This is a genomic window from Haemophilus parainfluenzae (assembly GCF_003252755.1).
Taxonomy (GTDB): Bacteria; Pseudomonadota; Gammaproteobacteria; order Enterobacterales; family Pasteurellaceae; genus Haemophilus_D; species Haemophilus_D parainfluenzae_N.
Genome location: NZ_QEPT01000001.1, coordinates 150,344 through 176,193 on the forward strand (window position 1 = coordinate 150,344; position 25,850 = coordinate 176,193).

General features: G+C 37.7%; 22 protein-coding genes and 1 tRNA gene. 10 read left to right on the forward strand and 13 right to left on the reverse strand.

The annotated features are described in order from the left end of the window. Positions 1-16: 16 nt before the first annotated feature. Complete coding sequence (locus tag DPV95_RS00695; protein WP_049366909.1) at positions 17-1,423, reverse strand: replicative DNA helicase; 1,407 nt, start codon at positions 1,421-1,423, stop codon at positions 17-19. A 150-nt stretch (positions 1,424-1,573) separates the two neighbouring features. Then, on the reverse strand, positions 1,574-3,010 hold the full coding sequence (gene pyk / locus DPV95_RS00700) for a pyruvate kinase (protein ID WP_070867947.1): 1,437 nt from the start codon (positions 3,008-3,010) through the stop codon (positions 1,574-1,576). Positions 3,011-3,237: 227 nt separating this feature from the next. On the opposite strand from pyk, the gene DPV95_RS00705 reads away from it, so the two are divergent. From DPV95_RS00705 to DPV95_RS00735, 7 genes are all read left to right on the forward strand, one after another. Continuing rightward, positions 3,238-3,314: transfer RNA gene (locus DPV95_RS00705), tRNA-Val, on the forward strand. A gap of 171 nt (positions 3,315-3,485) precedes the next feature. Continuing rightward, on the forward strand, positions 3,486-5,648 hold the full coding sequence (locus DPV95_RS00710) for a TonB-dependent siderophore receptor (protein WP_111406443.1): 2,163 nt from the start codon (positions 3,486-3,488) through the stop codon (positions 5,646-5,648). 65 nt (positions 5,649-5,713) lie between these two features. After that, positions 5,714-7,474 carry an ABC transporter ATP-binding protein/permease gene (locus DPV95_RS00715; RefSeq protein ID WP_049384245.1) on the forward strand — a complete coding sequence of 587 codons (1,761 nt, stop codon included), beginning with the start codon at positions 5,714-5,716 and terminating at the stop codon, positions 7,472-7,474. A 134-nt stretch (positions 7,475-7,608) separates the two neighbouring features. Further along, on the forward strand, positions 7,609-9,147 hold the full coding sequence (locus tag DPV95_RS00720; RefSeq protein WP_111406444.1) for a lipopolysaccharide biosynthesis protein: 1,539 nt from the start codon (positions 7,609-7,611) through the stop codon (positions 9,145-9,147). Next, positions 9,128-10,084, forward strand: a complete 957-nt coding sequence (locus DPV95_RS00725; RefSeq protein ID WP_111406445.1) for a polysaccharide pyruvyl transferase family protein — start codon at positions 9,128-9,130, stop codon at positions 10,082-10,084. Before DPV95_RS00720 ends, DPV95_RS00725 begins: the two co-directional genes overlap by 20 nt. Further along, positions 10,084-10,827, forward strand: a complete 744-nt coding sequence (locus DPV95_RS00730) for a YdcF family protein (RefSeq protein WP_049366900.1) — start codon at positions 10,084-10,086, stop codon at positions 10,825-10,827. The genes DPV95_RS00725 and DPV95_RS00730 overlap by 1 nt, the downstream gene beginning before the upstream one ends. A 48-nt stretch (positions 10,828-10,875) precedes the next feature. After that, a complete protein-coding gene (locus DPV95_RS00735) occupies positions 10,876-11,538 on the forward strand; it encodes an NAD(P)H-dependent oxidoreductase (RefSeq protein ID WP_049366899.1) in 663 nt (220 codons plus the stop codon). 41 nt (positions 11,539-11,579) lie between these two features. On the opposite strand, the gene zevB is transcribed toward DPV95_RS00735, so the two are convergent. Continuing rightward, on the reverse strand, positions 11,580-12,560 hold the full coding sequence (zevB, locus tag DPV95_RS00740; RefSeq protein WP_111406446.1) for a zinc transporter permease subunit ZevB: 981 nt from the start codon (positions 12,558-12,560) through the stop codon (positions 11,580-11,582). A gap of 2 nt (positions 12,561-12,562) precedes the next feature. After that, positions 12,563-13,195, reverse strand: coding sequence for a zinc transporter binding subunit ZevA (gene zevA / locus DPV95_RS00745; RefSeq protein WP_111406447.1), 633 nt, complete (start codon positions 13,193-13,195; stop codon positions 12,563-12,565). Between the two features lie 348 nt (positions 13,196-13,543). Here zevA and ettA point away from each other — a divergent pair, with 348 nt between their 5' ends. Together ettA and DPV95_RS00755 are read left to right on the forward strand one after the other, a co-directional pair. After that, positions 13,544-15,214 (forward strand): energy-dependent translational throttle protein EttA, encoded by a 1,671-nt coding sequence (ettA, locus tag DPV95_RS00750; RefSeq protein ID WP_049371154.1) that lies wholly within the window; start codon positions 13,544-13,546, stop codon positions 15,212-15,214. Positions 15,215-15,270: 56 nt separating this feature from the next. Further along, positions 15,271-15,627: a SirB2 family protein gene (locus tag DPV95_RS00755; protein ID WP_165818914.1), complete on the forward strand. Its 357-nt coding sequence runs from the start codon at positions 15,271-15,273 to the stop codon at positions 15,625-15,627. Positions 15,628-15,674: 47 nt separating this feature from the next. Here the strand turns inward: DPV95_RS00755 and yciH are convergent, their stop codons facing one another. The 7 genes from yciH to cmk form a co-directional block, all read right to left on the reverse strand. Continuing rightward, complete coding sequence (yciH, locus tag DPV95_RS00760) at positions 15,675-15,995, reverse strand: stress response translation initiation inhibitor YciH (protein ID WP_049371157.1); 321 nt, start codon at positions 15,993-15,995, stop codon at positions 15,675-15,677. A 1-nt stretch (position 15,996) separates the two neighbouring features. Then, on the reverse strand, positions 15,997-16,689 hold the full coding sequence (pyrF, locus tag DPV95_RS00765; RefSeq protein WP_049371159.1) for an orotidine-5'-phosphate decarboxylase: 693 nt from the start codon (positions 16,687-16,689) through the stop codon (positions 15,997-15,999). Between the two features lie 21 nt (positions 16,690-16,710). Next, entirely contained in the window at positions 16,711-17,889 is a 1,179-nt protein-coding gene (gene lapB / locus DPV95_RS00770; RefSeq protein ID WP_111406449.1) for a lipopolysaccharide assembly protein LapB, read from the reverse strand. Then, positions 17,889-18,182 carry a LapA family protein gene (locus DPV95_RS00775; RefSeq protein WP_005699471.1) on the reverse strand — a complete coding sequence of 98 codons (294 nt, stop codon included), beginning with the start codon at positions 18,180-18,182 and terminating at the stop codon, positions 17,889-17,891. The genes lapB and DPV95_RS00775 overlap by 1 nt, the downstream gene beginning before the upstream one ends. A gap of 93 nt (positions 18,183-18,275) precedes the next feature. Further along, complete coding sequence (locus DPV95_RS00780; RefSeq protein ID WP_279386107.1) at positions 18,276-18,566, reverse strand: integration host factor subunit beta; 291 nt, start codon at positions 18,564-18,566, stop codon at positions 18,276-18,278. Between the two features lie 145 nt (positions 18,567-18,711). Beyond that, positions 18,712-20,361 (reverse strand): 30S ribosomal protein S1, encoded by a 1,650-nt coding sequence (gene rpsA, locus DPV95_RS00785; RefSeq protein ID WP_005699413.1) that lies wholly within the window; start codon positions 20,359-20,361, stop codon positions 18,712-18,714. A gap of 96 nt (positions 20,362-20,457) precedes the next feature. Further along, positions 20,458-21,135, reverse strand: coding sequence for a (d)CMP kinase (gene cmk / locus DPV95_RS00790; RefSeq protein WP_102704096.1), 678 nt, complete (start codon positions 21,133-21,135; stop codon positions 20,458-20,460). Between the two features lie 381 nt (positions 21,136-21,516). Here cmk and DPV95_RS00795 point away from each other — a divergent pair, with 381 nt between their 5' ends. Further along, a complete protein-coding gene (locus tag DPV95_RS00795; RefSeq protein WP_111406450.1) occupies positions 21,517-24,384 on the forward strand; it encodes a TonB-dependent receptor domain-containing protein in 2,868 nt (955 codons plus the stop codon). Between the two features lie 100 nt (positions 24,385-24,484). Here the strand turns inward: DPV95_RS00795 and mtnN are convergent, their stop codons facing one another. Continuing rightward, positions 24,485-25,174, reverse strand: coding sequence for a 5'-methylthioadenosine/S-adenosylhomocysteine nucleosidase (gene mtnN / locus DPV95_RS00800; protein ID WP_111406451.1), 690 nt, complete (start codon positions 25,172-25,174; stop codon positions 24,485-24,487). Beyond that, entirely contained in the window at positions 25,174-25,845 is a 672-nt protein-coding gene (locus tag DPV95_RS00805; protein WP_243583138.1) for a thiol:disulfide interchange protein DsbA/DsbL, read from the reverse strand. Before DPV95_RS00805 ends, mtnN begins: the two co-directional genes overlap by 1 nt. Positions 25,846-25,850 lie beyond the last annotated feature (5 nt).

Here is a 25,850-nt window from a genome sequence, read left to right on the forward strand (position 1 = left end):
ATCCGTTCTATCTTGCCTAATAATCATCTCTGTATTCACGCTGTTCGGCAAGGTTATCAAAGCGTGAGAATTGACCGTTAAATGCTAAACGTACACGACCAATCGGACCGTTACGTTGTTTACCAATAATAATTTCAGCAACCCCTTTATCTTCAGAATTATCGTTATACACTTCGTCACGATAAATAAACATAATTAAGTCAGCATCCTGCTCAATAGAGCCTGATTCACGCAAGTCTGAGTTTACCGGACGTTTATCTGCACGTTGTTCCAACGTACGGTTAAGCTGGGAAAGCGCAATAACCGGGACTTCTAATTCTTTCGCTAATGCTTTTAAAGAACGAGAAATCTCAGCAATCTCTAAGGTACGGTTATCTGAAAATGCGGGCGCGCGCATTAATTGAAGGTAATCCACCATAATCATGCTCAAACCTCCATTTTCACGATATACACGACGCGCACGCGAACGCAATTCTGTTGGGGTTAAACCTGATGAGTCATCAATATAAAGATTGTTTTTTTGCTTAAACATTCCAAACACACTGGCAATTTTGCTCCATTCCGTTTCATCCAAGTTTTGACCTGTACGAATTTTGGTTTGATCTACCCGAGCAAGAGAGGCAATCATACGCATCATAATTTGTTCTGCCGGCATCTCTAAACTGAATACTAATACTGGCTTATCACTTGCCATAGCCGCATTTTCACAAAGGTTCATTGCAAATGTGGTTTTACCCATGGAAGGACGCGCTGCAACAATGATGAGATCCGAAGGCTGTAAACCTGCTGTTTTCTTATCTAAGTCAACAAAGCCTGTTGTGACCCCTGTCACACCACTATGATTTTCAAGCTTACTTAAGGTATCGATTCGAGCAATAGTACTTTCCAATACGCTGATCACATTTTGTGGTCCTTCCGTTGAAGAACTGCGTTTTTCAGCGATCGCAAAGACTTCCCTTTCAGCTTCATCCAGCACCATTTTGATATCTTTGCCTTTGGGCGAATAACTGTTTTCTGCAATACGATTTCCCACGGCAATAAGCTCACGTAAAATCGCTTTTTCACGTACGATTTCGGCATAAGCCAAAATGTTAATAGCATTTGGGGTGTTATTAGAAAGATCCGCTAAATAAGCAAAACCGCCTACAGAATCGCTAATACCTTTCGCTTTAAGAGCTTGATCAAGGGTGATTAAATCAATCGGCGTTTGATTACGCATTAATTCTTCCATGGTTTGGAAGATCGCTTTATGCGCAAAAGTATAGAAATCCTCAGCAATGACTCTTTCAGCAATGCCATCCCAATGCTGATTACTCAACATAATACCGCCAAGAACGGCTTGTTCTGCTTCAGTGGAATGAGGTGGGATGCTAACTTGTTCAGTTTTCTTATCGGAAGATTGGATTTGTCGTTGTGATGCCATAAGGATTTCAATTTAAACTAAAAAACTGTGCTTATGATACCGCAAATACGAGGTGGTTTTAAGAAAAAAGTGCGGTCAATATTTTCAATATTTTAGACATAAAAAAAACGGTGGAAAAATCCACCGCTCTTTTTCATTCAGGAATGTTGATTATTCAACCGTTAAAGTACGACATACGTTAGTTGTACCTTCAGATTCATCACCTTGTGTTAATAAAACAAGATCACCTGAAACTAAATAACCTTTTTCTTTTAATAGGTTAATCGCGGCTTTTGCACCTGCAGAGCTACGAGATTCACCATCAAAATGAACTGGTGTTACACCGCGGTATAATGCACAACGGTTTAATGTTTCTTGAACACGTGAAAGTGCAAAAATTGGTAAACCTGAGCTAATACGTGACATTAATAATGGTGTACGACCGGAGTGGCTTAATGTAATGATTGCTGCAATACCGCTTAAGTGGTTCGCAGCATACATCGCAGACATTGCTACAGATTCTTCAATATCTCTGAACTCACGATCTAAACGGTGATGAGAAACATTGATGCTAGGCATTTTTTCTGCACCTAAACATACACGCGCCATTGTCGCTACAGTTTCAGCTGGATATTGACCTGCTGCTGTTTCTGCTGAAAGCATTACCGCATCAGTACCATCTAATACCGCATTTGCCACGTCCATTACTTCTGCACGAGTTGGCATTGGGTTACTAATCATGGATTCCATCATTTGAGTTGCAGTAATTACCGCACGGTTTAATTGACGTGAACGACGAATTAATTTTTTCTGTACGCCAACTAATTCAGGGTCACCGATTTCAACACCTAAGTCACCACGTGCAACCATAATTACATCAGAAGCAAGAATGATATCGTCCATTGATGCATCATCAACTACGGTTTCAGCACGTTCAACTTTAGCAACGATTTTCGCATCTAAACCAGCTTGTTTTGCTAACTCACGTGCATAGTTCAAGTCTGCACTTGAACGTGGGAAAGATACCGCTAAGTAATCTACACCGATACGAGCTGCAGTGATGATATCTGCTTTATCTTTTTCAGTTAATGCATCTGCAGATAAACCACCACCTAATTTGTTGATCCCTTTATTGTTTGATAATGGACCACCAACAGTCACTTCAGTAAATACTTTTGCACCTTCAGTAGAAAGTACTTTTAATTGAACACGGCCGTCATCTAATAAAAGAATATCGCCTGGCACAACATCTTGTGGAAGTGTTTTATAGTCTAAACCAACGGCTTCTTGATTACCTTCACCTTTTGGTAATTCCGCATCAAGAATAAATTTATCACCAACATTTAAGAAAATTTTGCCGTCTTTAAAAGTAGAAACACGAATTTTAGGACCTTGTAAGTCACCTAAAATTGCCACGGTTTTACCTAATTTCTTCGCGATCGCACGAACACGCTCAGCACGCTCAATATGATCATCAGGTGTACCGTGAGAAAAGTTCATACGCACAACATTAGCGCCTGCTGCGATAATTTTTTCAAGATTGTTATCGCGGTCTGTTGCAGGACCCATTGTACATACAATCTTTGTTCTTCTTAATTTTCTAGACATTATCTAAACTCCACAAATGGTTACAATTTACTAAAGCTTTTTTAAATTTCGGCTAATCCGAGATAAAAAACGCTGGGCATTATACGCTTAAACCTGCATAAAATCAAAATAACTACTGAGACTTTTTAAATCAATTTTTGGTTATTTTTTTAGCAGCTAAATTTAACTTAAAACAAATTCTCTTGTTTTCATTCTTAAAACTGTTTATCATCTGCCACATCTTTTACGCGACTATAGCTCAGTTGGTTAGAGCACCACCTTGACATGGTGGGGGTCACTGGTTCGAGTCCAGCTAGTCGCACCATATTACAATCCCAAGCTTTTTAGCTTGGGATTTTTTCCTTTTATCCCCCTCTTAATTTGAATGAATACTTTCTAAATAAACCAACCACACAAATGAAAATAATTTTCATTAATCGACGAAAACGTTTTCGCTATACTTGCGCCTCTTTTATTATCTATCGGGATAGCGATTATGAATTTTAAATTAAGCCTCATTTCAACCGCACTTTTAACCAGTTTTTCTGTTTCGGCATTTGCGGAAACTGAACAACCTGTAAAAGCAAACACTGAAACGCTTGAACAAATTAATGTTCAAGATACAGGTATTAAACAAAATGGTTATCAAACAACAGGGACATCCGTTGTATCAAAAGCTGAAGTGCCTGTATTCGATACGCCAAATACTGTCAATATCCTTTCGACTAAATTATTAGAAGATCGTAAACCTGAATCACTCATTGATGCGCTTTATAACGTCAGTGGTGTAAGCCAAGCCAATACGCTAGGTGGTATGTTTGATGCCATCCAAAAACGTGGTTTTGGTGGAAACCGTGACAACTCAATTATGCGTAACGGTTTACAAGCTGGCCCAGCAAAAAACTTTAGCGCGACAACTGAAACCGTTGAAGTGTTAAAAGGGCCTGCATCTGTACTTTATGGTATTCAAGATCCAGGTGGTGTGGTTAATATCATTACTAAAAAACCACAACAAACACCACGCTATGTTATCGGAGGAACTTTAGGTAATCATAGCCTATGGGGAACACAGTTAGATTTCACTGGTGGCTTAGGAAATGGTTTTGCTTACCGCTTTATCTATGACAAACAAGAAAAAGACTACTGGCGTAATTTTGGTAAAGTGAAGAATACCACTTACGCACCATCACTTTCTTGGGAAAATGATAAAACTAAAGTGCTTCTTTCTTATGAACATAAAGATATTCTTGAGCCATTTGATCGTGGTACAAATCTTTTAACGGCAACTAATGCATTACCGGATATCCCTGTATCACGTCGTTTAGATGAACCAAATAATGAAACTACAGCAAAAACCGATAACATTGATTTCAAAATTGAACACAAATTGAGTGACGGTTGGAAATTAAATGCGGGTTATAGCTATGCTCGTTACAAATACTTCTACGATCAAGCTCGTATAACAAATATTAACGTGAAAACTCGTACAGCCCGCCGAGAGATTGAACAGCAACAAGGTGACCAGCGTGTTCATAGTGGCACATTAAATATTGTCGGTGAATTTGGTATTGGTGATATTGCTAACCGATTTGTAGCCGGTATTGATGCAATGCGTAATATTCGTGATCTTGGACCGATTTATAACAAAGGTATTACAAATTCGGATATTAATATTGATAATCCAATCTACACCAACCCTGTTGCGAAACATAAAAATGGTAATGGCAATGCCTACCAATATAACTATCTCAAAACTGTTGGTGTTTATATTCAAGATACCGCCTACTTTACAGATAACTTTATTATGACGGGCGGTTTACGTTATGAGTATTTTGATCAATTTGCAGGACGTCACGGTTTGAATGGCACGAAAACTGGTAATACCGATCAGCACGATGGTAAATTATTGTATCAATTAGGTGCCGTATATAAATTTACGCCACATATTGCGACCTTTGCAAACTACTCTGAGTCTTTCCGTCCACAAATGAGTGTGGCAACACCTGTTAGCGGAGATTTAAAACCAGAACAAGGTAAATCTTTTGAAATTGGTGCAAAATACGAAAACTCAGGCTTTAATGCGACACTTGCATTATTCAATATCAGTAAACGTAATGTGGCTGAAACCGTTGGTTCAGGTTCAAATGCACAATTAAATATCGTCGGTAAACAACGTTCTCGAGGTATGGAATTTGATCTTAATGGTCAAATTACAGATAACCTAAGTGTAGCAGCTAACTATACATACACTAAGGTAAAATCACTTGAAAATGATAATCCTAAAACCAAAGAATCAGTGGGTAAACAACTTTCAGGTGTGCCAAAACATCAAGCATCTCTGTTCCTAGCTTATAACGTAGGTGAATTTGATTTTGGTAACATCCGTATTGGTGGGGGGGCTCGTTATTTAGGCTCATGGTATGCTTACAACGATACTTATACAAAAGCATACAAATTGCCTCATGCCGTGGTATATGACGCCTTTATTGCTTACGATACCAAAATCTCTGGCAAAAAAGTCTCTTTCCAACTTAACGGTAAAAACTTAACAGATAAAACTTACTATCCATCTACCTCTGGTATTGCGACAAATACTTTAATTCCTGTTGCATTAGGTTATGGACGTGAATTTATCTTCAACACTAAAGTTGAGTTTTAATTGAGCGCACAATACGAGGGCGAATCATTTCGCCCTTTTTTCGTTTTTTACTTTATGGATAATCAATGAATTGGCAAACTGAACTTAACTCAAGTTTAAGCTGGATTTTGACCGCACTTTTCTGGGTAGTTTTATGCTTTAGCGTGGTAATGATAGCGCTAAAGCAAACCTCATTTGGTCAAAAGTTTTGGCATATTGCATCCCCTTCGATTAATCGTCGTAACAGCATCAAAATCATCCTTATGCTATTGGTGTTGTTTACGATGATTTTGCTAGAAGTGCGCTTCAGCGTGCTCAACTCTTTTTTCTATAATGGGCTTTATAGCTCCATGCAGGAATTAGATGCGGATAAGTTTTGGTTCTTTGCAAAACTGAATGCCCTCTTAGTATTAGTACAAGTTATCCACTCCATCGCTGATTATTTCTTGCAGCAAGTATTTGAAATTCGTTGGTTGGAAAGCTTAAATAAAGTCCTTGTTAAACGCTGGTTAGAAAATAAAAAATACTATCGTCTTAAATACGAAAAAGAGCTACCCGATAATATTGACCAACGTATTGAACAAGATGCTCGTGAATTCATCAGTAGCACTGTCACTATTGTACGTGGCATGATTAATTCTGTTCTGACCACTATTGAATTTACTATCATCCTTTGGTCTCTTTCTGGCGTGTTAAGTCTTTTCGGATTAAATATCGAAAAAGGTGTTGTCTTCTTTATTTACGCCTTTATTATCCTGGCAACATTAATGTCTGTATGGATTGGTCACCCGTTGATCAAGTTGAACTTTAACAAAGAAAAACTTAATGGTGACTACCGTTATTCTTTGATTCGAGTGCGAGATAATGCGGAAAGTATCGCTTTCTATCAAGGCGAACTGCAAGAACAACACTTATTGAAAAACAAATTCGCTCAAATCATTCATAACCGTTGGGCAATTGTATTAAGAATGTTGGGATTAGACGGCTTTAATGGAAGTGTCACGCGCGTTGCAAAACTCTTACCGTTAATGCTACAAGCCCCTCGTTTTTTTACCGGACAAATTAAACTGGGCGATATGCACCAAACTGTGCAAGCATTTAACCGATTAATGACCGCACTTTCTTTCTTCCGTTTGTTCTATGAAGAATTTACGCTCTATCAAGCGCGCTTAAATCGTCTTTATGGTTTTATGACTAAATTGGATGAATTAGATCATTCAGAGGTTCATCAACCCATGAAATGTTCTAACCGTGTAGCGTTATCAAATTTTGGTATTAAAGATGACCAAGGCAGATTGTTGCTTAATAACTTAAATATTGAGTTAAAAAATGGTGATGCTTTATTAATTCAAGGTCCATCTGGCACTGGGAAAACATCGCTCTTAAAAGCGATGGCAGGAATTTATCCTTTTGAAACAGTTGGTCTGGTGGAGCATCCTTGTGTGACCAGTTTGTTCCTACCGCAACGCCCTTATATGCCACAAGGTACGTTACGTGAAGCGATTTGCTATCCAGATATTGATCCTTATCATCCTGAATTGGAAAAAATACTGGCAGATTGTTGTTTGGATAAATATCTTCACAGCCTTGATGTGGATAATGATTGGCAAGCAATTTTGTCACCGGGTGAATTACAACGTGTGGCATTTATTCGGATTTTACTGACGAAGCCTGAAGTGGTCTTTTTAGATGAAACCACATCAGCACTTGATGAGCCAACCGAGTATATCCTTTATAAAACGATTAAAGAACGGTTACCCAATATGATCATTCTGAGTGTGGGCCATCGTGGCACATTGCATCAGTTCCATAACAAGCAATTGGATTTGGCTGTCTGCATCGTCTAAATAACAAAAGGCTAAATTATATTTAGCCTTTTCTTTTTGGTAGTCTTATACAACTGCCTAGAACTTGCACAATGCTTGCTACACACCCCAATCCCCCCTATAATTCCCCCAATTTTTCTAATTTCATTTTCACAATGTCAAATAAAACCATTGCTAAAAATACGCTATTTCTTTATATCCGAATGCTCTTCAACATGGGGGCCATGCTGTATATCTCTCGTGTGGTATTACAGGTATTGGGTGTAGAAGATTTTGGTATCTACAACATTGTGATGGGTGTGGTAGTCTTGTTTTCCTTTTTTAATGGCACAATGACCGCCACTACTCAACGTTTTATTAACGTAGAAAAAGCCTCGAATGACATTCAACGCGTCAATAAAGTCTTTAATATTAGCATCTTAAATCACTTACTCATTATTTTTATCGTATTCGTGTTAGCTGAAACCGTCGGTTTATGGTTTTTAAATCACAAATTGGTGATTCCCACTGAACGCTTGCAAGCTGCGAACATCGTTTACCAATTAGCGTTAATTATTGCCCTCGTTGAAATCATCAAGGTGCCATTCAATGCCATGATTGTTGCTCATGAGAAAATGGGATTCTATGCTTGGTTGGGATTAGGTGAAACCATCTTAAAACTGACTTCTGTCTTTATCTTAAGTCATATCACACATTACGATAAGTTGGTTACTTATAGCTGCTTATTGCTTTCAGTCAGCTTAATTGTGCTCTCTCTTTATGTGTTATTCACTAAATATTATTTCAAAGAGGCTGCGCATTTCCGTTTATATAAAGATTTAAGCAAAACCAAAGAAATGGTGAGTTTTTCCGGTTGGATGCTCATGGGACAAGTTGCCTATGTGGGTTCGACCCAAGGCTTGAATATGGTATCAAACTTATTCTTTGGTGTGGCAGTCAACGCCGCTGTTGCCATTGCAACACAAGTAGAAGGTGCTGTTTACAGCTTTGTGAATAATTTCCAAATGGCAGCTAATCCGCAGTTGGTTCAGTCTTATGCGGCAAAAGATTACGATCGCAATCGCCAATTAATTCTTGGTATTTCAAAATACTCACTTTATTTAATGGCGATTCTCTCTGCCCCTGTATTGTATTTCACCCATACCTTACTGACATTTTGGCTAGGTGATCATCTTCCGCAATATACTGAGCAACTCGTACAAGCTATTATTGCTTGCTTATTAATCAGTGCAATGGCAGGGGCATTTTGGATGAGTGCATTAGCCATTGGCACATCCACCGTAAAACAATACAATATCATCGTCGCATTAATCGATCTTTGTACGGTGCCTTTGGCTTATTATTTGTTCACACTAGGTTATAATCCAGTATTTGCCTTTGTGGGTAAATTTAGTACGATGGTCATCTCACAACTCTATCGATTATATTTTATTAATAAAAAAATTAAATTTAACCACAAAGAATTTGTCTCATATTTAGTGAATGTCGGCGTGGTGTTTGGCCTGCTATTAGGTACCATCTATATATCCGATACTACCCGCAGCTATTCTTTATTGGAATTTATTGGACAATCCATCATTTTAGAAATGGTATTAATCTGTGTCATTTTAATCTTCGGATTAAACACAGCAGAAAAAAATTTCTTGTTTAGCTATTTAAAGAAAAGAGTAAAAAATGAATCAACTCCTTATTGATTTAAAAAACAAACTGAATCCTATTGTCGAACTGATCAAAGATAAAAACGACGTATTTTATTTCGACTACCCACTTCATTTGAACGTGGGCGATTTGCTGATTTATCACGGAACCGAGCAATTTTTTAAAGATCACCATATTAATGTGACCTTAAAACGTTGCGAATATGATTTAGATCTTGAAGAAGTTAAAGCGAAAATTACACCAAACACCACCATCCTTTTACATGGTGGCGGTAACTTTGGTGATCTTTATCCGCAGCATCAAAAAATCCGTGAAGAAATGGTGACGCATTTCCCGAATAATCGCATTATTGTGCTGCCACAAACTGCTTATTTTAAACACGAAGAAAATCTGCAAAAATCAGCCGCACTTTTCCGTAGCCACAGTGATTGTCATTTACTGGCTCGTGACGAAAGAACCGCGAATCTATTTGCCCAATTTTCTGATCATGTTTATTTATCACCGGACATGGCGCATCAGCTTTATGGCACCATGGAAACGAAACAAGGCACAACTGGCGAACAACTTTATTTCTTGCGTAAAGATATTGAAGCGAGTGATATCGAGAAAAATATCCTTGCTCAACTGTCTGCTAACAGCAATGTAAAAGACTGGGAAGATATTCTTTCAACAGAAGATGATGTGGTTTTAGCATTAAGCTGGCGAATGAGTAAAATAGCCAATAAATTTGGTCTGGGTTGGCCGAAAGATCTTTGCCATCAATTCTGGTATGCCTATACTCTACGCATTGTAAAACGTGTTGCACAAGTATTCTTAGCGAATGATAAAGTCACCACAACTCGCTTACATGGTCATATTTTCTCTTGCTTGTTAGAAATTCCAAATCGTGTTTGCGATAACTCTTATGGTAAAAATAGTAGCTATGCCAAATTATGGACCAAAGAGCTAGATTTTGTTGAATTGGATAAATAATGTTTGAATTGAAAAAACTGATTACAGCCATGATTCTTCCCCCATTTAATATTTTAATTTTATGGGGACTTTCACTTATTCTAGCTAAATTCAATTTCAAAAAATTAAGCCGAATTTCGACCGCACTTGGTTTCTCTCTACTCTATCTTTTAAGCATTCCTTACACTGCTCAAGTACTTAAAGACAGTCTCATTACTGAAGATCATTTAACACTGCAAGATTATCAACAAGCTCAAGCGATCGTTTTACTTGGCGGTGGTTTACGTGATAGCAAAGAGCTTTATGCACCATTAGCTTCAACAGGTATTCAACTTGAACGCTTACGCTATGCCGCATTCTTGCAAAAAGAAACACACTTGCCATTATTAATTACAGGGGCGAGTCCAACAGGCGCTATTGAGGCAAAAATTGCTGCAAAAGAACTCCAAAACTTCTTTAATGTGCCAACCAAATGGATTGAACCTAAAGCCCTTACTACTAAAGAAAATGCGCTTTTCACCAAACAAATGTTGGAAAAAGAAGCTATTCACAAAATTATTTTAGTCACTAATGAATGGCATATGCAGCGTGCAAAATTATTGTTCCAACAACAAGGTTTTGATGTGTTACCTGCGAGTGTAGGTGAAGGCATTACGCCTGACAGTTATGGACTCAATATGATGCATTTTATTCCGCAAGGTGGCGCCATTACGAAAAATATGCAATTACTCAAAGAGTGGATTGGATATTGGAAAGAGCGCTAAAGTGCGGTCAAAAGATCACAAATTAGATAATGTTAAGAGGAAGAAAACATGAGTCAAATTACACGCGAACAAATGCTTCAGGTATTCGAAAATCGCTGCTCCACACGTTATTACGATCCGAATAAAAAAATTAGCCAAGAAGATTTCGCGGCAATTTTAGAATTTGCTCGTTTATCACCAAGCTCTGTCGGCTCTGAGCCATGGAAGTTCTTAGTGATTCAAAATAAAGCATTACGCGATAAACTCAAACCTTTTAGCTGGGGTATGCAATATCAATTAGATGATTGTAGCCATTTAGTGATCATTCTTGCTAAGAAAAATGCGCGATATGATACACCTTTCTTCCGTGATGTAGCGGAGCGTAGAGGTTTACAAGGTGAGCAGTTAGAAAAAGCCTTGGCAAAATATAAAGGCTTACAAGAAGTTGAAATGAAAACCGCAGAAAGCGAGCGTGCATTATTTGACTGGACAAGCAAACAAACCTACATTGCATTAGCCAATATGCTAACTGGTGCTGCCGCTATTGGTGTAGATTCTTGCCCGATTGAAGGCTTTAACTACGATAAAATGAATGAAGTTTTAGCCGCTGAAGGGCTCTTTGATCCAAATGAATGGGGCGTATCTGTGGCAGCAACATTTGGTTATCGTGCGAGAGACATTACCAAAAAATCTCGTAGACCAATTGAAGAAATCGTTACTTGGGTTGAATAATCTATTTTCAAATAAATGGGCAGCAAACGCTGCCCTTTTCTTTACCCACCAAACAAGGCTGCGCCACCTGTTACAGCCTCCATCGTGCTATATAACAAGCTTAGTGCAAAAAAGATCATAATTGCGCCCGCAATACATTTGATCATGGCCTCCTCACCTTTTTGATTAGACCCCGCTAAACCATACCAATGGCCTAATCGAATCGCAACATTTCTCGCATAGCGTACTAACGCTGCAAAAAGCGAAAGCATTAATCCCGTACCCAAAGACATGGCAAACGTAGCTAAAATTCCCCACCAATACAGATCTAGCATATAGGCAAGAAAGAGCACGAAAATAGCCCCACTGCATGGTCGCATGCCAATAGTCAAAATCACTAATAACTGAGATTTTAAATCTCCCGACTGCTTAAGCTGTTGATGATTGGGCAAATGTTGATGCCCACAACTACACTGTGTCTGACTTACTTTTCCTTGCTCATATCGAAAAGGCGAAGCTGTTCCAATCTGTTTTGGTAATGATTGGATCGATGTAATACGAAAAGATTGTTTTTTCTTTAAACCTTTCAAGCCTTGAGCAATCCAATAAATCCCTAACAACACTAATAAAATTAGAGCGCTACGTTCCAGCCATAACTGGCTAAGTTTAAAATATTTAGAGGAAAGATTAAGTATCACCACCACAATGGAGGTTGCTGCAACTGCGACAAAACCTTGCATGAGAGAGGAAAGCAAACTTAAGCGTACGCTGGTTTTAAGTTGGCTTTCGTGCGTAGAAAGATAACTAGCAATAATAAATTTGCCATGCCCAGGCCCTAATGCATGTAATACACCATAAGAAAAGGCGGCAAAAATCAACCACAATCTTGCCGTTGATGAATGTGCTTGAATCTGATGGAGATTTTCAGAAATCAACTGATTAAAGGCTTTTTGCCAATCAGCAACTTGCACAAACAACCAAGGTAATAATGCGAAGATAATCGCTAATAAACCAATAAAAAGTGCGGTCAGTTTTAACTTCATTTTTATTCACACTTAATTTTTACTTTCTGCGCAAACAATACACCAAGAGAATCATCTTCATTTTTTTGCGATTTATCCAATGATGATGCGTAAGATTGAATTTTTTCATCGACATTAGGTTCCAGCACCTCGCCTTTGCAGTTTGCAGGAAGTGATGAAAAATCAACCGCTCTTTTGCCAGTTTCTGCATACCGCATTGCCACATAATAAGTGCGGTCATAAGTCATCAGCGTAAATTCATTATTTTGCAAGGCCTGTGGCTGAGCTAAAAGAAAATCAAAATAATATTCCACCTCGTTCCCTTTCACACGCATACCGTAATTTTCAGGGTGTTTTGTGTATTTAATTTTATGATTTTCTTTATCAAAGACATAACTAAAGTAATGTTCATTCACAACGTTCGCCATGACTTCATCAACTAATTTCTGTTGGGCAGCCTTATCCCCTTTTGCCTGTTTCACATCATACAGGACAGCTGAAGAACTGGCTTCATCAAGTAACCACTGCGTCGAGAAACCAATTAATTGATTATCTTTCACTAAGGGTTTCGTTTGCATATCGATGAATGCGTGAGGATGCGCTAGCGCTGAAAAAGGCGAAATCAGCAATAATCCAAGAGGTAATTTTTTAAACATAAATAAGAAAAAAGAGTGGCTAAATGATTGAATAGACAGATTTTATCACAAGCAGTTCCCAATCAAAATCGAATAAAAATCAGTCTAAAAGTAAAAAATCCTATGATTTTATTGATTTTTATCAAAAAATGATTCATTCGCATTTCCCTTATAACTGAAATTTATGTACTATCTGTTTCGTCAAGTGATTGCTTGATATTCATAAAGTTCCTAAATAAAATAATCATAAATATAGCTAAACTACTTTCCTACCACCCTATATGGGTGGTTTTTTTTGCCTTTCAAATAGCTTATTCCCTAAACATCAAGTAAAATAACCGCACTTTTATTCATAACATCGAGAGAATTATGTCAACGCAATTTGTATATACGATGCATCGTGTCGGCAAAGTCGTGCCACCGAAGCGCCATATTTTGAAAGATATTTCTTTAAGCTTCTTCCCTGGTGCAAAAATCGGGGTGCTCGGCTTAAATGGTGCGGGTAAATCAACCCTTTTGCGCATTATGGCGGGCGTGGATAAAGAGTTCGAAGGTGAAGCGCGTCCACAACCAGGTATTAAGATTGGTTATCTTCCACAGGAACCAAAACTTGATCCGCAACAAACTGTGCGTGAAGCGGTAGAAGAAGCGGTTTCAGAAGTGAAAAATGCACTGACTCGTTTAGATGAAGTGTATGCACTTTATGCGGATCCTGATGCGGATTTCGATAAACTAGCTGCAGAACAAGCAAACCTTGAAGCGATTATTCAAGCACACGATGGTCACAATTTAGATAACCAATTAGAACGTGCAGCAGATGCATTACGTTTACCAGATTGGGATGCCAAAATCGAACATTTATCTGGTGGTGAACGTCGTCGTGTGGCGCTTTGTCGTTTATTGCTCGAAAAACCAGACATGCTCTTATTAGACGAGCCAACCAACCACTTAGATGCGGAATCTGTGGCATGGTTAGAACGCTTCTTACATGACTACGAAGGTACTGTTGTGGCGATTACCCACGACCGTTACTTCTTAGATAATGTAGCTGGCTGGATCTTAGAGCTTGACCGTGGTGAAGGTATTCCTTGGGAAGGTAACTACTCTTCTTGGTTAGAGCAAAAAGAGAAACGATTAGAGCAAGAACAAGCGGCTGAAAATGCGCGTCAAAAATCCATTGCGAAAGAATTAGAATGGGTACGCCAAAACCCTAAAGGTCGTCAAGCGAAAAGCAAAGCTCGTATGGCACGCTTCGATGAGCTGAACTCTGGCGAATACCAAAAACGTAACGAGACCAACGAACTCTTTATTCCACCTGGTCCTCGTTTAGGTGATAAGGTTATTGAGGTAGAACATCTCACTAAATCTTACGGTGACCGTACTTTAATTGATGATTTATCATTTAGCATTCCAAAAGGGGCTATCGTGGGTATTATTGGACCAAATGGTGCGGGTAAATCGACCCTATTCCGTATGCTTTCAGGCCAAGAACAACCCGATAGCGGATCAATTACAATGGGTGAAACTGTTGTACTTGCTTCTGTGGATCAATTCCGTGATTCAATGGATGACAAGAAAACCGTTTGGGAAGAAGTGTCTAATGGACAAGATGTTCTCACTATTGGTAACTTTGAAATTCCAAGCCGTGCCTATGTTGGCCGCTTTAACTTCAAAGGCGTAGATCAACAAAAACGTGTGGGCGAATTATCAGGTGGTGAACGTGGTCGTTTACACTTAGCGAAACTTCTACAACGTGGTGGTAACGTACTGTTATTAGACGAACCGACCAATGACTTAGACGTTGAAACTTTACGTGCGTTAGAAAATGCGATCTTAGAATTCCCAGGCTGTGCCATGGTGATATCCCATGACCGTTGGTTCTTAGACCGTATTGCAACTCATATTTTAGATTACGGTGATGAAGGTAAAGTGACTTTCTATGAAGGTAACTTCTCTGACTACGAAGAGTGGAAAAAGAAAACCTTAGGTGAAGCCGCAACACAACCACATCGTATTAAATATAAGCGTATTGCAAAATAAGAAATTAAAGTGCGGTCACTTTTGACCGCACTTTCCTTTTTACATCTGGAGTGATTATGTTAGTTTATTTGCACATTGTTTGTGCATTTTTAAGTTTAGGATTATTAATAATCCGTGGGGGAATGCAATTAAGTGGGAAAGATTGGCAAGCAATTAAACTGCTAAAAATTTTACCGCACTTAGTTGATACACTTTTAATTGCAAGCGGCTTAACGATTTTCTTCTTGGTCGGTTATCAGCTACAAAGCTGGTTGGTCATAAAAATCATCATGCTTGTGCTTTATATCTTCTTCTCGGCTAAATATTTTAGTCGCAAAGCTACAAATCCAAATAATGTATTTCTGGTATTTGCTGTATTAAGTTTCTTGGGTGCAATTTTCTTTGCTTACCAACCAGACTTCATGGAAAGTTAATCATAAAAAAATCCATCTTCAATTGAAGATGGATTTTTTGTTTTATCTTAGCCACCCGCTAATTTTACTTTAAACCCTTTTTGTTCTAAAAGTTGTTTTAGTAAATCACGTTTTTCGCCTTGAATCTCAATATTGCCGTCTTTTACTGAACCACCACAACCACAACGTTTTTTAAGTTCAGTGGCTAATTTTTTTAATTCATCATCGGATAAATCTAGCCCAGTAATCACTGAGACGCCCGCACCTTTTCGACCACTGGTCTGTTTTTGGATGCGAACCACACCATCACCCTTAGGGCGTTGTACCGGCTCTTTTTGCGCTTTAATTCGACCAATTTCGGTAGAATAAACTAATGTACTCTCAGTCATATTACTCAATTGATGCATTAATTGAACGAAGCACTTCAGCTGGGTTTTCAGCTTGAGTAATTGGACGACCGATTACTAAATAATCAGAACCAGAACGAATAGCTGCTGCTGGTGTCATGACGCGACGCTGATCACCAAAATCACTACCAATTGGACGAATCCCTGGGGTGACTAATTTAAAATCAGGACCACAAGTATTACGTAAAATCTCCACTTCTTGTGGCGAACAAACAACTCCATCTAATCCCGCACGCTGTGTTAAATTTGCAAGACGCAAAACGTGTTCAAGTGGCGAGGAATTAATACCAATTTGCAACAAATCTAAATCTTCCATACTTGTTAATACGGTTACCGCGATTAATAACGGCGCATCTTTTCCATAAGGCTCGAGAATTTTCTTCGCCTCTTCCATCATTTTCAGACCACCGCTAGCATGGACATCAACCATCCATACCCCTAAATCAGCCGCAGAACGCACTGCTCTTGCCACAGTATTCGGAATATCATGAAATTTAAGATCGAGGAAAACATCAAATTGACGCTCGTGCAATTGCTTAACGAAACTGGTTCCTAGTGTAGTAAACATTTCTTTACCCACTTTTAAACGGCATAAGCTTGGATCAATTTGATCCACGAGGGATAGCGCTTGTGCTTCCGTTTCGTAATCCAATGCAACGATTACTTTGCTATTCATAATTTTACCTCACTGTGTCAATTAATTATGTTCTGGTTTGATGGATTCCCACTGTTTGCAAGAAGGACAATTCCACATTAATTTATGGGTTTGATAACCGCAATTTGAGCAACGATAACCAAAGCTTTGCTTAATTCTCTCACCGACCATTTTATGTAGCAAAATTAAGCTTTCTTTACCTCGCCCTTCCTCTGCATCATCAATTTGGAATTGAATAAAGCGGTGGAAAATAGATGTACTTGGATGTTTAGTAAGTTGTTGATAAAGTTTTGATTGTGCGGCACTCTTGCCATCTTTCTCTTCAATCACGCTTGCTAACATTAAATCGACTTTAGTATTGTTAATCTGCTGACTTGCTCGAATCAAGAATAACTCAAAGTTATCTCTCTCTCCTAATTCATCATAACAATATTTGAGCGTTTTCAGCACTTCACCAATATAAATTGGATTTTGATCAAGAATATTCTCTAAAAAGTGAATGGCTTGACGATAGTTTTTATTAGCCATTTTTAAATCAGCAAGCAGCATTGATGCTCTCACACTGGTTGGAGATACATTTAGCGCTTTTTGTAAAATACTGCGTTTTTCAACCGTACTTTCAAGTTCACCGCTTAAGGCATATTCACAATAACATTGTGCTAATTCCACATTATTTTCTTTAGGTGAGATCTTGGCAAGCTTCTCTGCGATATTAACGGCTTTTTTCCATTCTTTTGTTTTTTGGTAAATCACCAAAAGCTGTTGCAGTGCATTTTCAGCAAACTCTGGCTCATCTACCATAATAATGTAAAGCGCTTCAGCGCGGTCATAAAAACCCACCGCCATGAAATCCTTAGCGAGTTGCTGTTTAGCTAATAACTTTTGTTCGAAAGAATAATTGGGACTACGATCAAGGGCTTGATGGATTCTTAAAGCACGATCCACTTCGCCTCGAGAACGGAAAAGGTTACCGAGCGTTAGCTCAGCTTCAAATTGAGAGTTGCTTTCAATTTCATTTTCTGTTTCTTGTTTTTGCAACATATCAAGAAACAAATCAACGGCTTTATCCGTTTGATTAGAAAGCAAAAAATTGACCCCCGTGACATAATCACGGGAGAGTTTATTACTCATATCTTCCTGATCTTTCTTGGCACTCCGATGCCCCATATACCAACCATAAGCGGCGGCTATTGGCAGAAGCAGAAAGAGTAATTCGAGCATTATACTGCCTTATCGCGAGTAGTCGTTAATTCGTTAATCTGTAATGTTTGACGTTTAACTTGACGCGCTAACGACATATTTTTGAATTTTAATTTTAAGTAAAAGAATCCGGTAATTAACCAACCTAAAATTAATCCAAAGCCAAATAAAATGGCAACTAATGTTGAAAGTTGGAATTGGCTTTCAGCAACAATGTAGTTAAAGGTGATTACTTGATCATTATTTGCTCCTATAGTTACCGCAACAAGTACGATAGCCAATACAATAATGAGCCCAAGAATATATTTAATCATCACAATCTCCTTTGTTAAGAATAGGTTCATTATGCCAAAATTTGTAATAAAAAACGACACCTAAGTGTCGTTTTATTGATATCGATTGAATGTTTAAGCAAAAACATTTACGCGATCTTTTAATTCTTTACCCGCTTTAAAGTGCGGTACAGATTTAGCATCTAATTTTACAGAATCACCGGTTTTAGGATTACGACCTACTCGAGGTTGACGATGGTGTAAAGAGAAGCTACCAAAACCACGAACTTCAATACGATTACCCTCTTCTAAAGATTGTGCAATGAGTTCAAGAATATCCTTTACAATACCTTCTACTTCTTTTGCGGATAAAGTTGGGTGCTTTGTTGATAGATTTTCAATTAGTTCAGATTTCGTCATCGTCAACTCTCCTTTAAATTTATACTTAAACTTGTTATTAAGACTTACAGGTAATGCATTAGTTCATAATAAATTACCGCTAAATCCTTGTTAATTATAGCTGGTAGTAATAAGGCTGAGTCAATGACCCAGCCTTATTGATGTGAATTAATTATTCACCTTTAGCCGCTTTGAAAGCTTCAGCCATTGCGTTTGGAATAGCAACATCTTCTTGTTTGTTATTCACATTTGCAACTGCAGCTGCTTCTTCAGCTTGATCTTTCGCTTTTACAGATAAGTGAACGATACGTGCTTTACGATCAACACCGGTATATTTCGCTTCAACTACATCACCTGCTGCAACTTCATTTGTTAAGTCTGCTGCACGGATATAACCTTCAACGCCACCTGCTAATTCAACTTTAGCACCTTTAGCGTCAGCTTCAACAACAGTTGCAGAAACTACTGCGCCCTTCTTGTTAACAGCTACGAAGTTGTTGAATGGATCATCTTCAAGTTGTTTGATACCTAAAGAAATACGTTCTTTCACTGCATCTACTGCTAATACTACTGCAGAAACTTCGTCACCTTTTTTGTAGTTACGAACTGCTTCTTCACCTGCAACATTCCAAGAAATGTCAGATAAGTGAACTAAACCGTCGATACCACCTTCAAGACCGATGAAGATACCGAAATCAGTGATTGATTTGATTTTACCAGTAACTTTGTCGCCTTTGTTGTGAGTTTCAGCGAATTGAGTCCATGGGTTAGGTTTGCATTGTTTTAAACCTAAAGAAATACGACGACGTTCTTCGTCAACTTCTAATACCATTACTTCAACAGTATCGCCAAGGCTTACAACTTTAGATGGGTGGATGTTTTTGTTAGTCCAATCCATTTCAGAAACGTGAACTAAACCTTCAACACCATCTAAGATTTCAACGAAACAGCCGTAGTCTGTTAAGTTAGTTACTTTACCTGTTAATTTGCTGTTTACTGGGTGGTTTTCAGCAATAGCAACCCAAGGATCTTGACCTAATTGTTTTAAGCCTAAAGATACGCGAGTACGATCTTTGTCAAATTTTAATACTTTAACAGTTACTTCGTCGCCTACATTCACGATTTCGCTTGGGTGTTTAACACGTTTCCAAGCCATATCAGTGATGTGTAATAAACCGTCAACGCCACCTAAATCTACGAATGCACCGTAGTCAGTTAAGTTTTTAACGATACCTTTAACTTCTGAACCTTCAGCTAGGTTCTCAAGGATTTGTTCACGTTCTTGGCTGTTTTCAGATTCGATCACTGCACGACGAGAAACAACAACGTTGTTACGTTTTTGATCTAATTTGATTACTTTGAATTCTAATTCTTTACCAAGTAAGTGATCTGCTTCACGTGCTGGACGAGTGTCAACTAATGAACCTGGTAAGAATGCACGAACACCGTTTAACTCAACTGTGAAACCGCCTTTCACTTTACCGTTGATTAAACCGATAACGGTCGCTTTATCTTCGTAAGCTTTTTCTAATTCAATCCAAGATTCGTGACGAACAGCTTTCTCACGAGAAAGTTTAGTTTCGCCGTAACCATCTTCAACTGCATCTAAAGCTACGTTTACTGTGTCGCCAACTTTAACTTCAAGTTCACCTTGAGCGTTTTGGAATTCAGCAACAGGAATTGCAGATTCAGATTTTAAGCCTGCATCAACAAGTACAAAGCCTTTTTGAATAGCAACAACAGTACCGCTAACGATTGAACCTTGACGGGTTTCAAGGCCTTTTAATGATTCTTCAAAGAGTTGAGCAAAAGATTCTGACATATAAATAATCTTCTTAATTTAAGTTAATAACATCCACATTAAGATCCATAAAATGCGGGGTTGAGGATAAATGTCTATTCTTCCTTGAATAAACAGTTAAATCGAAATTGACGTTTTTTGTTGAATATAAACTAACGCTTGAGCAATAACCTCATCAATACTCAATGTTGTACTATCTAACAATAAAGCATCATCAGCCGGCTTCAATGGCGCAACCTCACGATTTCTATCACGAAAATCACGTTCTTGTATCTCGGCTAAAATCTGCGCAAAGTTACCATTAATTCCCTTATTTTGCAACTGTTTATAACGTCTTTTTGCACGTTCTTCCGCACTTGCATCTAAAAACAGTTTAACTTGTGCATTTGGGAAAACCACGGTTCCCATATCTCGTCCATCAGCAATCAGTCCATCATTTTTGCCAAAATCCTGCTGAAGCTGTAGTAAAGCTGACCGCACTTTAGGAAAAACTGCCACTTTTGACGCAGCTTCCGCCACTTCTTGTGTACGGATTAAATGGCTCACATCCATCCCACCAAGAAGCACATTGACTTCTCCATTTTTCGGGATAAACTGAATATCTAAATGACGTGCTAACTCCGCTAATCCTTCTTCATCGGTTAAGTCAGCATGACGTTTCAACGCAGCCAATGCCGTCACGCGATAAATTGCACCACTATCTAACAATGTAAAACCTAACTTTTCTGCCAATGCGTAACAAAGTGTTCCTTTCCCTGCCCCACTTGGACCATCAACGGTGATAATTATCCCCATCATCTCTATCCTTTTACTTTTCAAAAACCGATATATTATAGACATAAATAATTTATTTCACTAAAGATTCTTTTGCCAAATGTTAAAAATAATCACCTATCACAGTTCTAAATAAACATTGATAATTCATATAAAATTTAAAGAAAAAATATCAGCTCTTAATCCTCTCCTATAATGTCAAGGTAAACTCTACCGATAAAAAGAAAAACTTCAATAATCGTTATTATGTTTTCAACAAAAAAGAAGAATTAAAAATTTCATCATATATAACATGAAAATTATTCTTTAATTCTTATATTAATTTCATGATCTCATCCCTTGAATTCTCTTACCGAAAAGAGGATAATGAGAATCTTTCTCAAAAAAACAAGGGGATAATAAATGAAGAAAGAAATAAAATTAAACTTAGTTACATTTTGCCTAATAAATGCAATGAATATTAATATTGCTGAAGCTCAAACAGAAGAAATACTCGATCAAATAAATGTGGTCGAAAAAAATGTGGCTAATGATAAGAAACCATTCACAGAAGCAAAAGCTAAAAGTACAAGGGAGCATATATTTAAGAATACTCAAACTATCGATCAAGTTATTCGAAGTATCCCTGGTGCTTTTACTCAACAAGATAAAGGGTCAGGTGTAGTTTCTGTTAATATTCGCGGTGAAAATGGGTTAGGTCGAGTCAATACTATGGTTGATGGCGTAACGCAAACTTTTTATTCTACCTCAATGGATTCAGGTCAATCAGGCGGTAACTCTCAATTTGGTGCTGCGATAGATCCTAATTTTATTGCCGGTGTGGATATCAATAAAAGTAATTTTTCAGGTTCCACAGGTATAAATACTTTATCTGGTAGTGCCAATTTTAGAACACTAGGCATTAATGATATTATCACCGATGACAAACCATTTGGGCTTATTGTAAAAGGTATGACCGGTAATAATGAAACTAAATCAAATTTCATGACTACGGCTGCAGGCAGAAAATGGCTTGATAATGGCGGTTATGTCGGTGTGGTGTATGGCTATAGTCAACGAGAGGTTTCTCAAGATTATCGTATCGGTGGAAGAGAACGATTGTCTTCGCTAGGACAGGATATTCTTGCCAAAGAAAAAGAAGCCTATTTTCACAATGCAGGTTATGTTTTAAATTCAGCTGGACAATGGACACCCGATTTAAACAAAAATCATTGGTCTTGCAATGCGCCAACCCCAACATTTAACGGAAATACAGATCCAATTACAACTACAGATGAATTGACTGGAGTGACTGAAACAAGAACACCAGGATGTATTACTCGAGTAGAAAGAAAAGAAGAAAATTATGATTATATTAGTGAAGAAGATACGCCTAACGAACCTCGTTACAATACATCTAGCTATCAACTTAATACTTATAAAAATGAAACTAGAAAAAAAATTCTGAGAGAATTAGAAAATGGTGTGCCTCCCAAAGATATCCCCGAATTACAAAATGATGTGGATTCAACAAATAACTCATTTGAACGTAATAAGGATCAATACAGTGTTGCCCCTATTGAGCCTGGCAGTTTGCAATCTCGTTCTCGTAGCCATTTATTAAAATTTGAATATGGTGATGATCGCCATAATTTAGGTGCACAAATTCGTACTCTCGATAATAAAATTGGTTCTCGAAAAATTGAAAATCGTAATTATCAATTAAATTATAATTTTAATAATAATCGCTATCTTGATCTCAATTTGATGGTAGCACACAACTTGGGTAAAACCATTTATCCTAAAGGTGCATTCTTTTCTGGTTGGCAAGTAGAAGATAAATTAATTACAAAGAATGTGGCAAATATTATTGATATTAACAATAGCTATACTTTTTTATTGCCAAAAGAAATCGATTTAAAAACCACATTGGGCTTTAACTACTTTATTAATGAGTATAGTAAAAACCGTTTTCCAGAAGAATTAAGTTTGTTTTATAACAATGAATCACACTCTCAAGGAAACTATAGTTATTTAGGCCGCTTCCAAGGGAGCAAAAGCGGATTACCACAACGTTCAGTGATCTTACAACCTTCTGGTAAACAAAAATTTAAAACTGTTTATTTTGATACCGCACTTTCTAAAGGAATTTACCATTTAGATTATAGTGTCAATTTTACGCATTATGCATTTAACGGTGAGTATGTAGGTTACGAAAATACACCGACACAAATTAATGAACCGATTTTGCATAAATCAGGACATAAAACAGCGATAAATCACTCAGCAACACTTAGTGCAGATATCAATGATTATTTTATGCCGTTTTTCACCTATTCGCGCACACATAGAATGCCAAATATTCAAGAAATGTTCTTCTCTCAAGTCTCTGATGTTGGCGTAAATACAGCATTAAAACCTGAGCGAGCTGAAACCTATCAACTTGGGTTTAATACCTATAAAAAAGCTGTTTTTACAGAAGAAGATGTTCTAGGTTTAAAACTAGTGGGATATCGCAGTTTCATCAAAAATTATATTCATAATGTATATGGTGTATGGTGGAGAGATGGTGTTGTTCCTGACTGGGCAGCTAATAATGGATTTAGATTTACCATTGCTCATCAAAATTATAAGCCTATTGTGAAAAAAAGCGGTGTTGAGTTAGAAATTAACTATGACATGGGACGTTTCTTTGCAAATCTGTCTTATTCATATCAACGAACAAATCAACCAACCAATTATGCAGATGCAAGCCCACGTCCTAACAACGCATCAAAAGATGACATTCTAAAACAAGGTTATGGTCTATCTCGTATCTCAATGTTACCTAAAGATTATGGAAGATTAGAACTTGGCTCTCGCTGGTTTGATCAAAAATTAACTGTTGGTATTGCTGCTCGTTACTATGGGAAAAGCAAACGGGCAACCATTCAAGAAGACTATATTAACGGTTCTGAATTTGAATTAAATACTAGTCATGAAAGAACTTATTATGCAATTAAGAAAACAGAGGAAATTAATAAACAACCGATTATTTTAGATTTGCATATAAGTTACGAACCTATCAAAGATTTGATTATCAAAGCAGAAGTACAAAACCTACTAGATAAACGTTATGTTGATCCTTTAGATTCTGGCAACGATGCGGCATCTCAACGATATTATTCAAGCTTAAATGATTCCATTTGTAGCAAAAATGATACTTGCGAAAACGGAATAAAAGATAAATCTGTACTTTACAATTTTGCACGAGGAAGAACTTATATTCTCAGTTTAAACTATAAATTCTAATGGGTTTATATAAAAGGCATAGTTAGTTAACTATGCCTTTTTAAACAATGTTTGTTGTTTTATTCAAAAATTAATCATCTTATTTACAGATTATAAAGCACTATAGTCTATCTATCATTGCCAACACTAACGCCGAAGACTGCTTTGCAGCCAAGGGTAAAAACTCTTCAAATGACATACTCGCTTCGCCATCACCTGCATCTGAAATAGCTCGAACGACCACAAAAGGTGCGTTAAAGGCATGACAAACTTGTGCAATCGCTGTTGCTTCCATTTCTACTGCTGTTACATTAGGGAAATCCACTTTAATTTGAGCAATTTTTTCTTCACTATTAATAAAGCTATCTCCCGAGCAAATTAAACCACGTTTCACATTTTGCCCTTGTGATTGGGCAATTTCATCTGCTAAATCCGCTAATTGTTTATCTGAAAGAAAAGCCGCTGGATTCGCGGGTAATTGACCTTTTTCATAGCCAAATGCCGTCACATCAGCATCGTGATAGCGGGTTTCATCGGAAATAACGATATCCCCAACTTTTAAACCTTTTGCGACACCGCCTGCTGAGCCCGTATTTAAAACCACATCAGGTTTAGCCAATTGCAATAAAGCGGTAGTGCCAATAGCTGCCGCAACTTTGCCAATCCCTGATTGCAATAATGCGACTTCTTTACCATTAATTTTGCCTTCAAAAATGACCGCACTTGCGATTTTCGTTTCTTTTTTATCTGTCATTAATTGGGATAAAATTTCCACTTCTTGTGCCATCGCACCAACAATCCCGATTTTCATTATTTTTTCCTTTCTTGCTCAAGTTTATTCACTAAGAAATCTAATACCGCGACGCCATAATCATCGTTATATAATGTACTTGCGGTGAGAACATATTTTCCGCCCACCACCACATAAGGGAACGTAAATACACCATATTCTTCTGTTAAATTAATGGCATTATTCACATCTTCTTTTACTTCAGCAGAATGCACGACTTTATTAAATTCAGCTTTATTGATTCCTTGCGAGACTATCCATTCACGCATCTTATCTAATGACGATAATTCGGTATAACGTGCCTTTTCAGAGGTTTCAAATAACAGCGTATCTGATAACTCACCTACTTTTAAACGCTGTAAGGTATAAAATATTGTCGCTGAAAATTTTGCTTCATTCGTAGCAACCGGGTATTCATCTAATGCCACTTTATTTGGACGAATTTGGCTATAAAGTTGCAAAATATCTTGAGCGGAAGAACAAACTCGGCAGTCGTAATCAAAGAAAAATTGGATAGGAATTTTACGATCGCTTCTTTTGGCTTGTTCAATCGGTTCTTGATATGAAAAATAATCTCGACCATCTTCAAACTGAGCCACATTCGCTGGTGGTAAGTGCGGTGGATTTTTGGCAGAAAAATCCTTTGCATTGACTTCACCGAATGCGACATTCGTCACACTCAGCAATATCATTGCAA

What these genes read in the sequence shown, in the direction of transcription:
- DPV95_RS00695 (WP_049366909.1), bottom strand. Translation starts at nt 1,423, where the DNA reads ATGGCATCACAACGACAAATCCAATCTTCCGATAAGAAAACTGAACAA.
- pyk (WP_070867947.1), bottom strand. Translation starts at nt 3,010, where the DNA reads ATGTCTAGAAAATTAAGAAGAACAAAGATTGTATGTACAATGGGTCCT.
- DPV95_RS00710 (WP_111406443.1), top strand. Translation starts at nt 3,486, where the DNA reads ATGAATTTTAAATTAAGCCTCATTTCAACCGCACTTTTAACCAGTTTT.
- DPV95_RS00715 (WP_049384245.1), top strand. Translation starts at nt 5,714, where the DNA reads ATGAATTGGCAAACTGAACTTAACTCAAGTTTAAGCTGGATTTTGACC.
- DPV95_RS00720 (WP_111406444.1), top strand. Translation starts at nt 7,609, where the DNA reads ATGTCAAATAAAACCATTGCTAAAAATACGCTATTTCTTTATATCCGA.
- DPV95_RS00725 (WP_111406445.1), top strand. Translation starts at nt 9,128, where the DNA reads ATGAATCAACTCCTTATTGATTTAAAAAACAAACTGAATCCTATTGTC.
- DPV95_RS00730 (WP_049366900.1), top strand. Translation starts at nt 10,084, where the DNA reads ATGTTTGAATTGAAAAAACTGATTACAGCCATGATTCTTCCCCCATTT.
- DPV95_RS00735 (WP_049366899.1), top strand. Translation starts at nt 10,876, where the DNA reads ATGAGTCAAATTACACGCGAACAAATGCTTCAGGTATTCGAAAATCGC.
- zevB (WP_111406446.1), bottom strand. Translation starts at nt 12,560, where the DNA reads ATGAAGTTAAAACTGACCGCACTTTTTATTGGTTTATTAGCGATTATC.
- zevA (WP_111406447.1), bottom strand. Translation starts at nt 13,195, where the DNA reads ATGTTTAAAAAATTACCTCTTGGATTATTGCTGATTTCGCCTTTTTCA.
- ettA (WP_049371154.1), top strand. Translation starts at nt 13,544, where the DNA reads ATGTCAACGCAATTTGTATATACGATGCATCGTGTCGGCAAAGTCGTG.
- DPV95_RS00755 (WP_165818914.1), top strand. Translation starts at nt 15,271, where the DNA reads ATGTTAGTTTATTTGCACATTGTTTGTGCATTTTTAAGTTTAGGATTA.
- yciH (WP_049371157.1), bottom strand. Translation starts at nt 15,995, where the DNA reads ATGACTGAGAGTACATTAGTTTATTCTACCGAAATTGGTCGAATTAAA.
- pyrF (WP_049371159.1), bottom strand. Translation starts at nt 16,689, where the DNA reads ATGAATAGCAAAGTAATCGTTGCATTGGATTACGAAACGGAAGCACAA.
- lapB (WP_111406449.1), bottom strand. Translation starts at nt 17,889, where the DNA reads ATGCTCGAATTACTCTTTCTGCTTCTGCCAATAGCCGCCGCTTATGGT.
- DPV95_RS00775 (WP_005699471.1), bottom strand. Translation starts at nt 18,182, where the DNA reads ATGATTAAATATATTCTTGGGCTCATTATTGTATTGGCTATCGTACTT.
- rpsA (WP_005699413.1), bottom strand. Translation starts at nt 20,361, where the DNA reads ATGTCAGAATCTTTTGCTCAACTCTTTGAAGAATCATTAAAAGGCCTT.
- cmk (WP_102704096.1), bottom strand. Translation starts at nt 21,135, where the DNA reads ATGGGGATAATTATCACCGTTGATGGTCCAAGTGGGGCAGGGAAAGGA.
- DPV95_RS00795 (WP_111406450.1), top strand. Translation starts at nt 21,517, where the DNA reads ATGAAGAAAGAAATAAAATTAAACTTAGTTACATTTTGCCTAATAAAT.
- mtnN (WP_111406451.1), bottom strand. Translation starts at nt 25,174, where the DNA reads ATGAAAATCGGGATTGTTGGTGCGATGGCACAAGAAGTGGAAATTTTA.
- DPV95_RS00805 (WP_243583138.1), bottom strand. Translation starts at nt 25,845, where the DNA reads ATGATATTGCTGAGTGTGACGAATGTCGCATTCGGTGAAGTCAATGCA.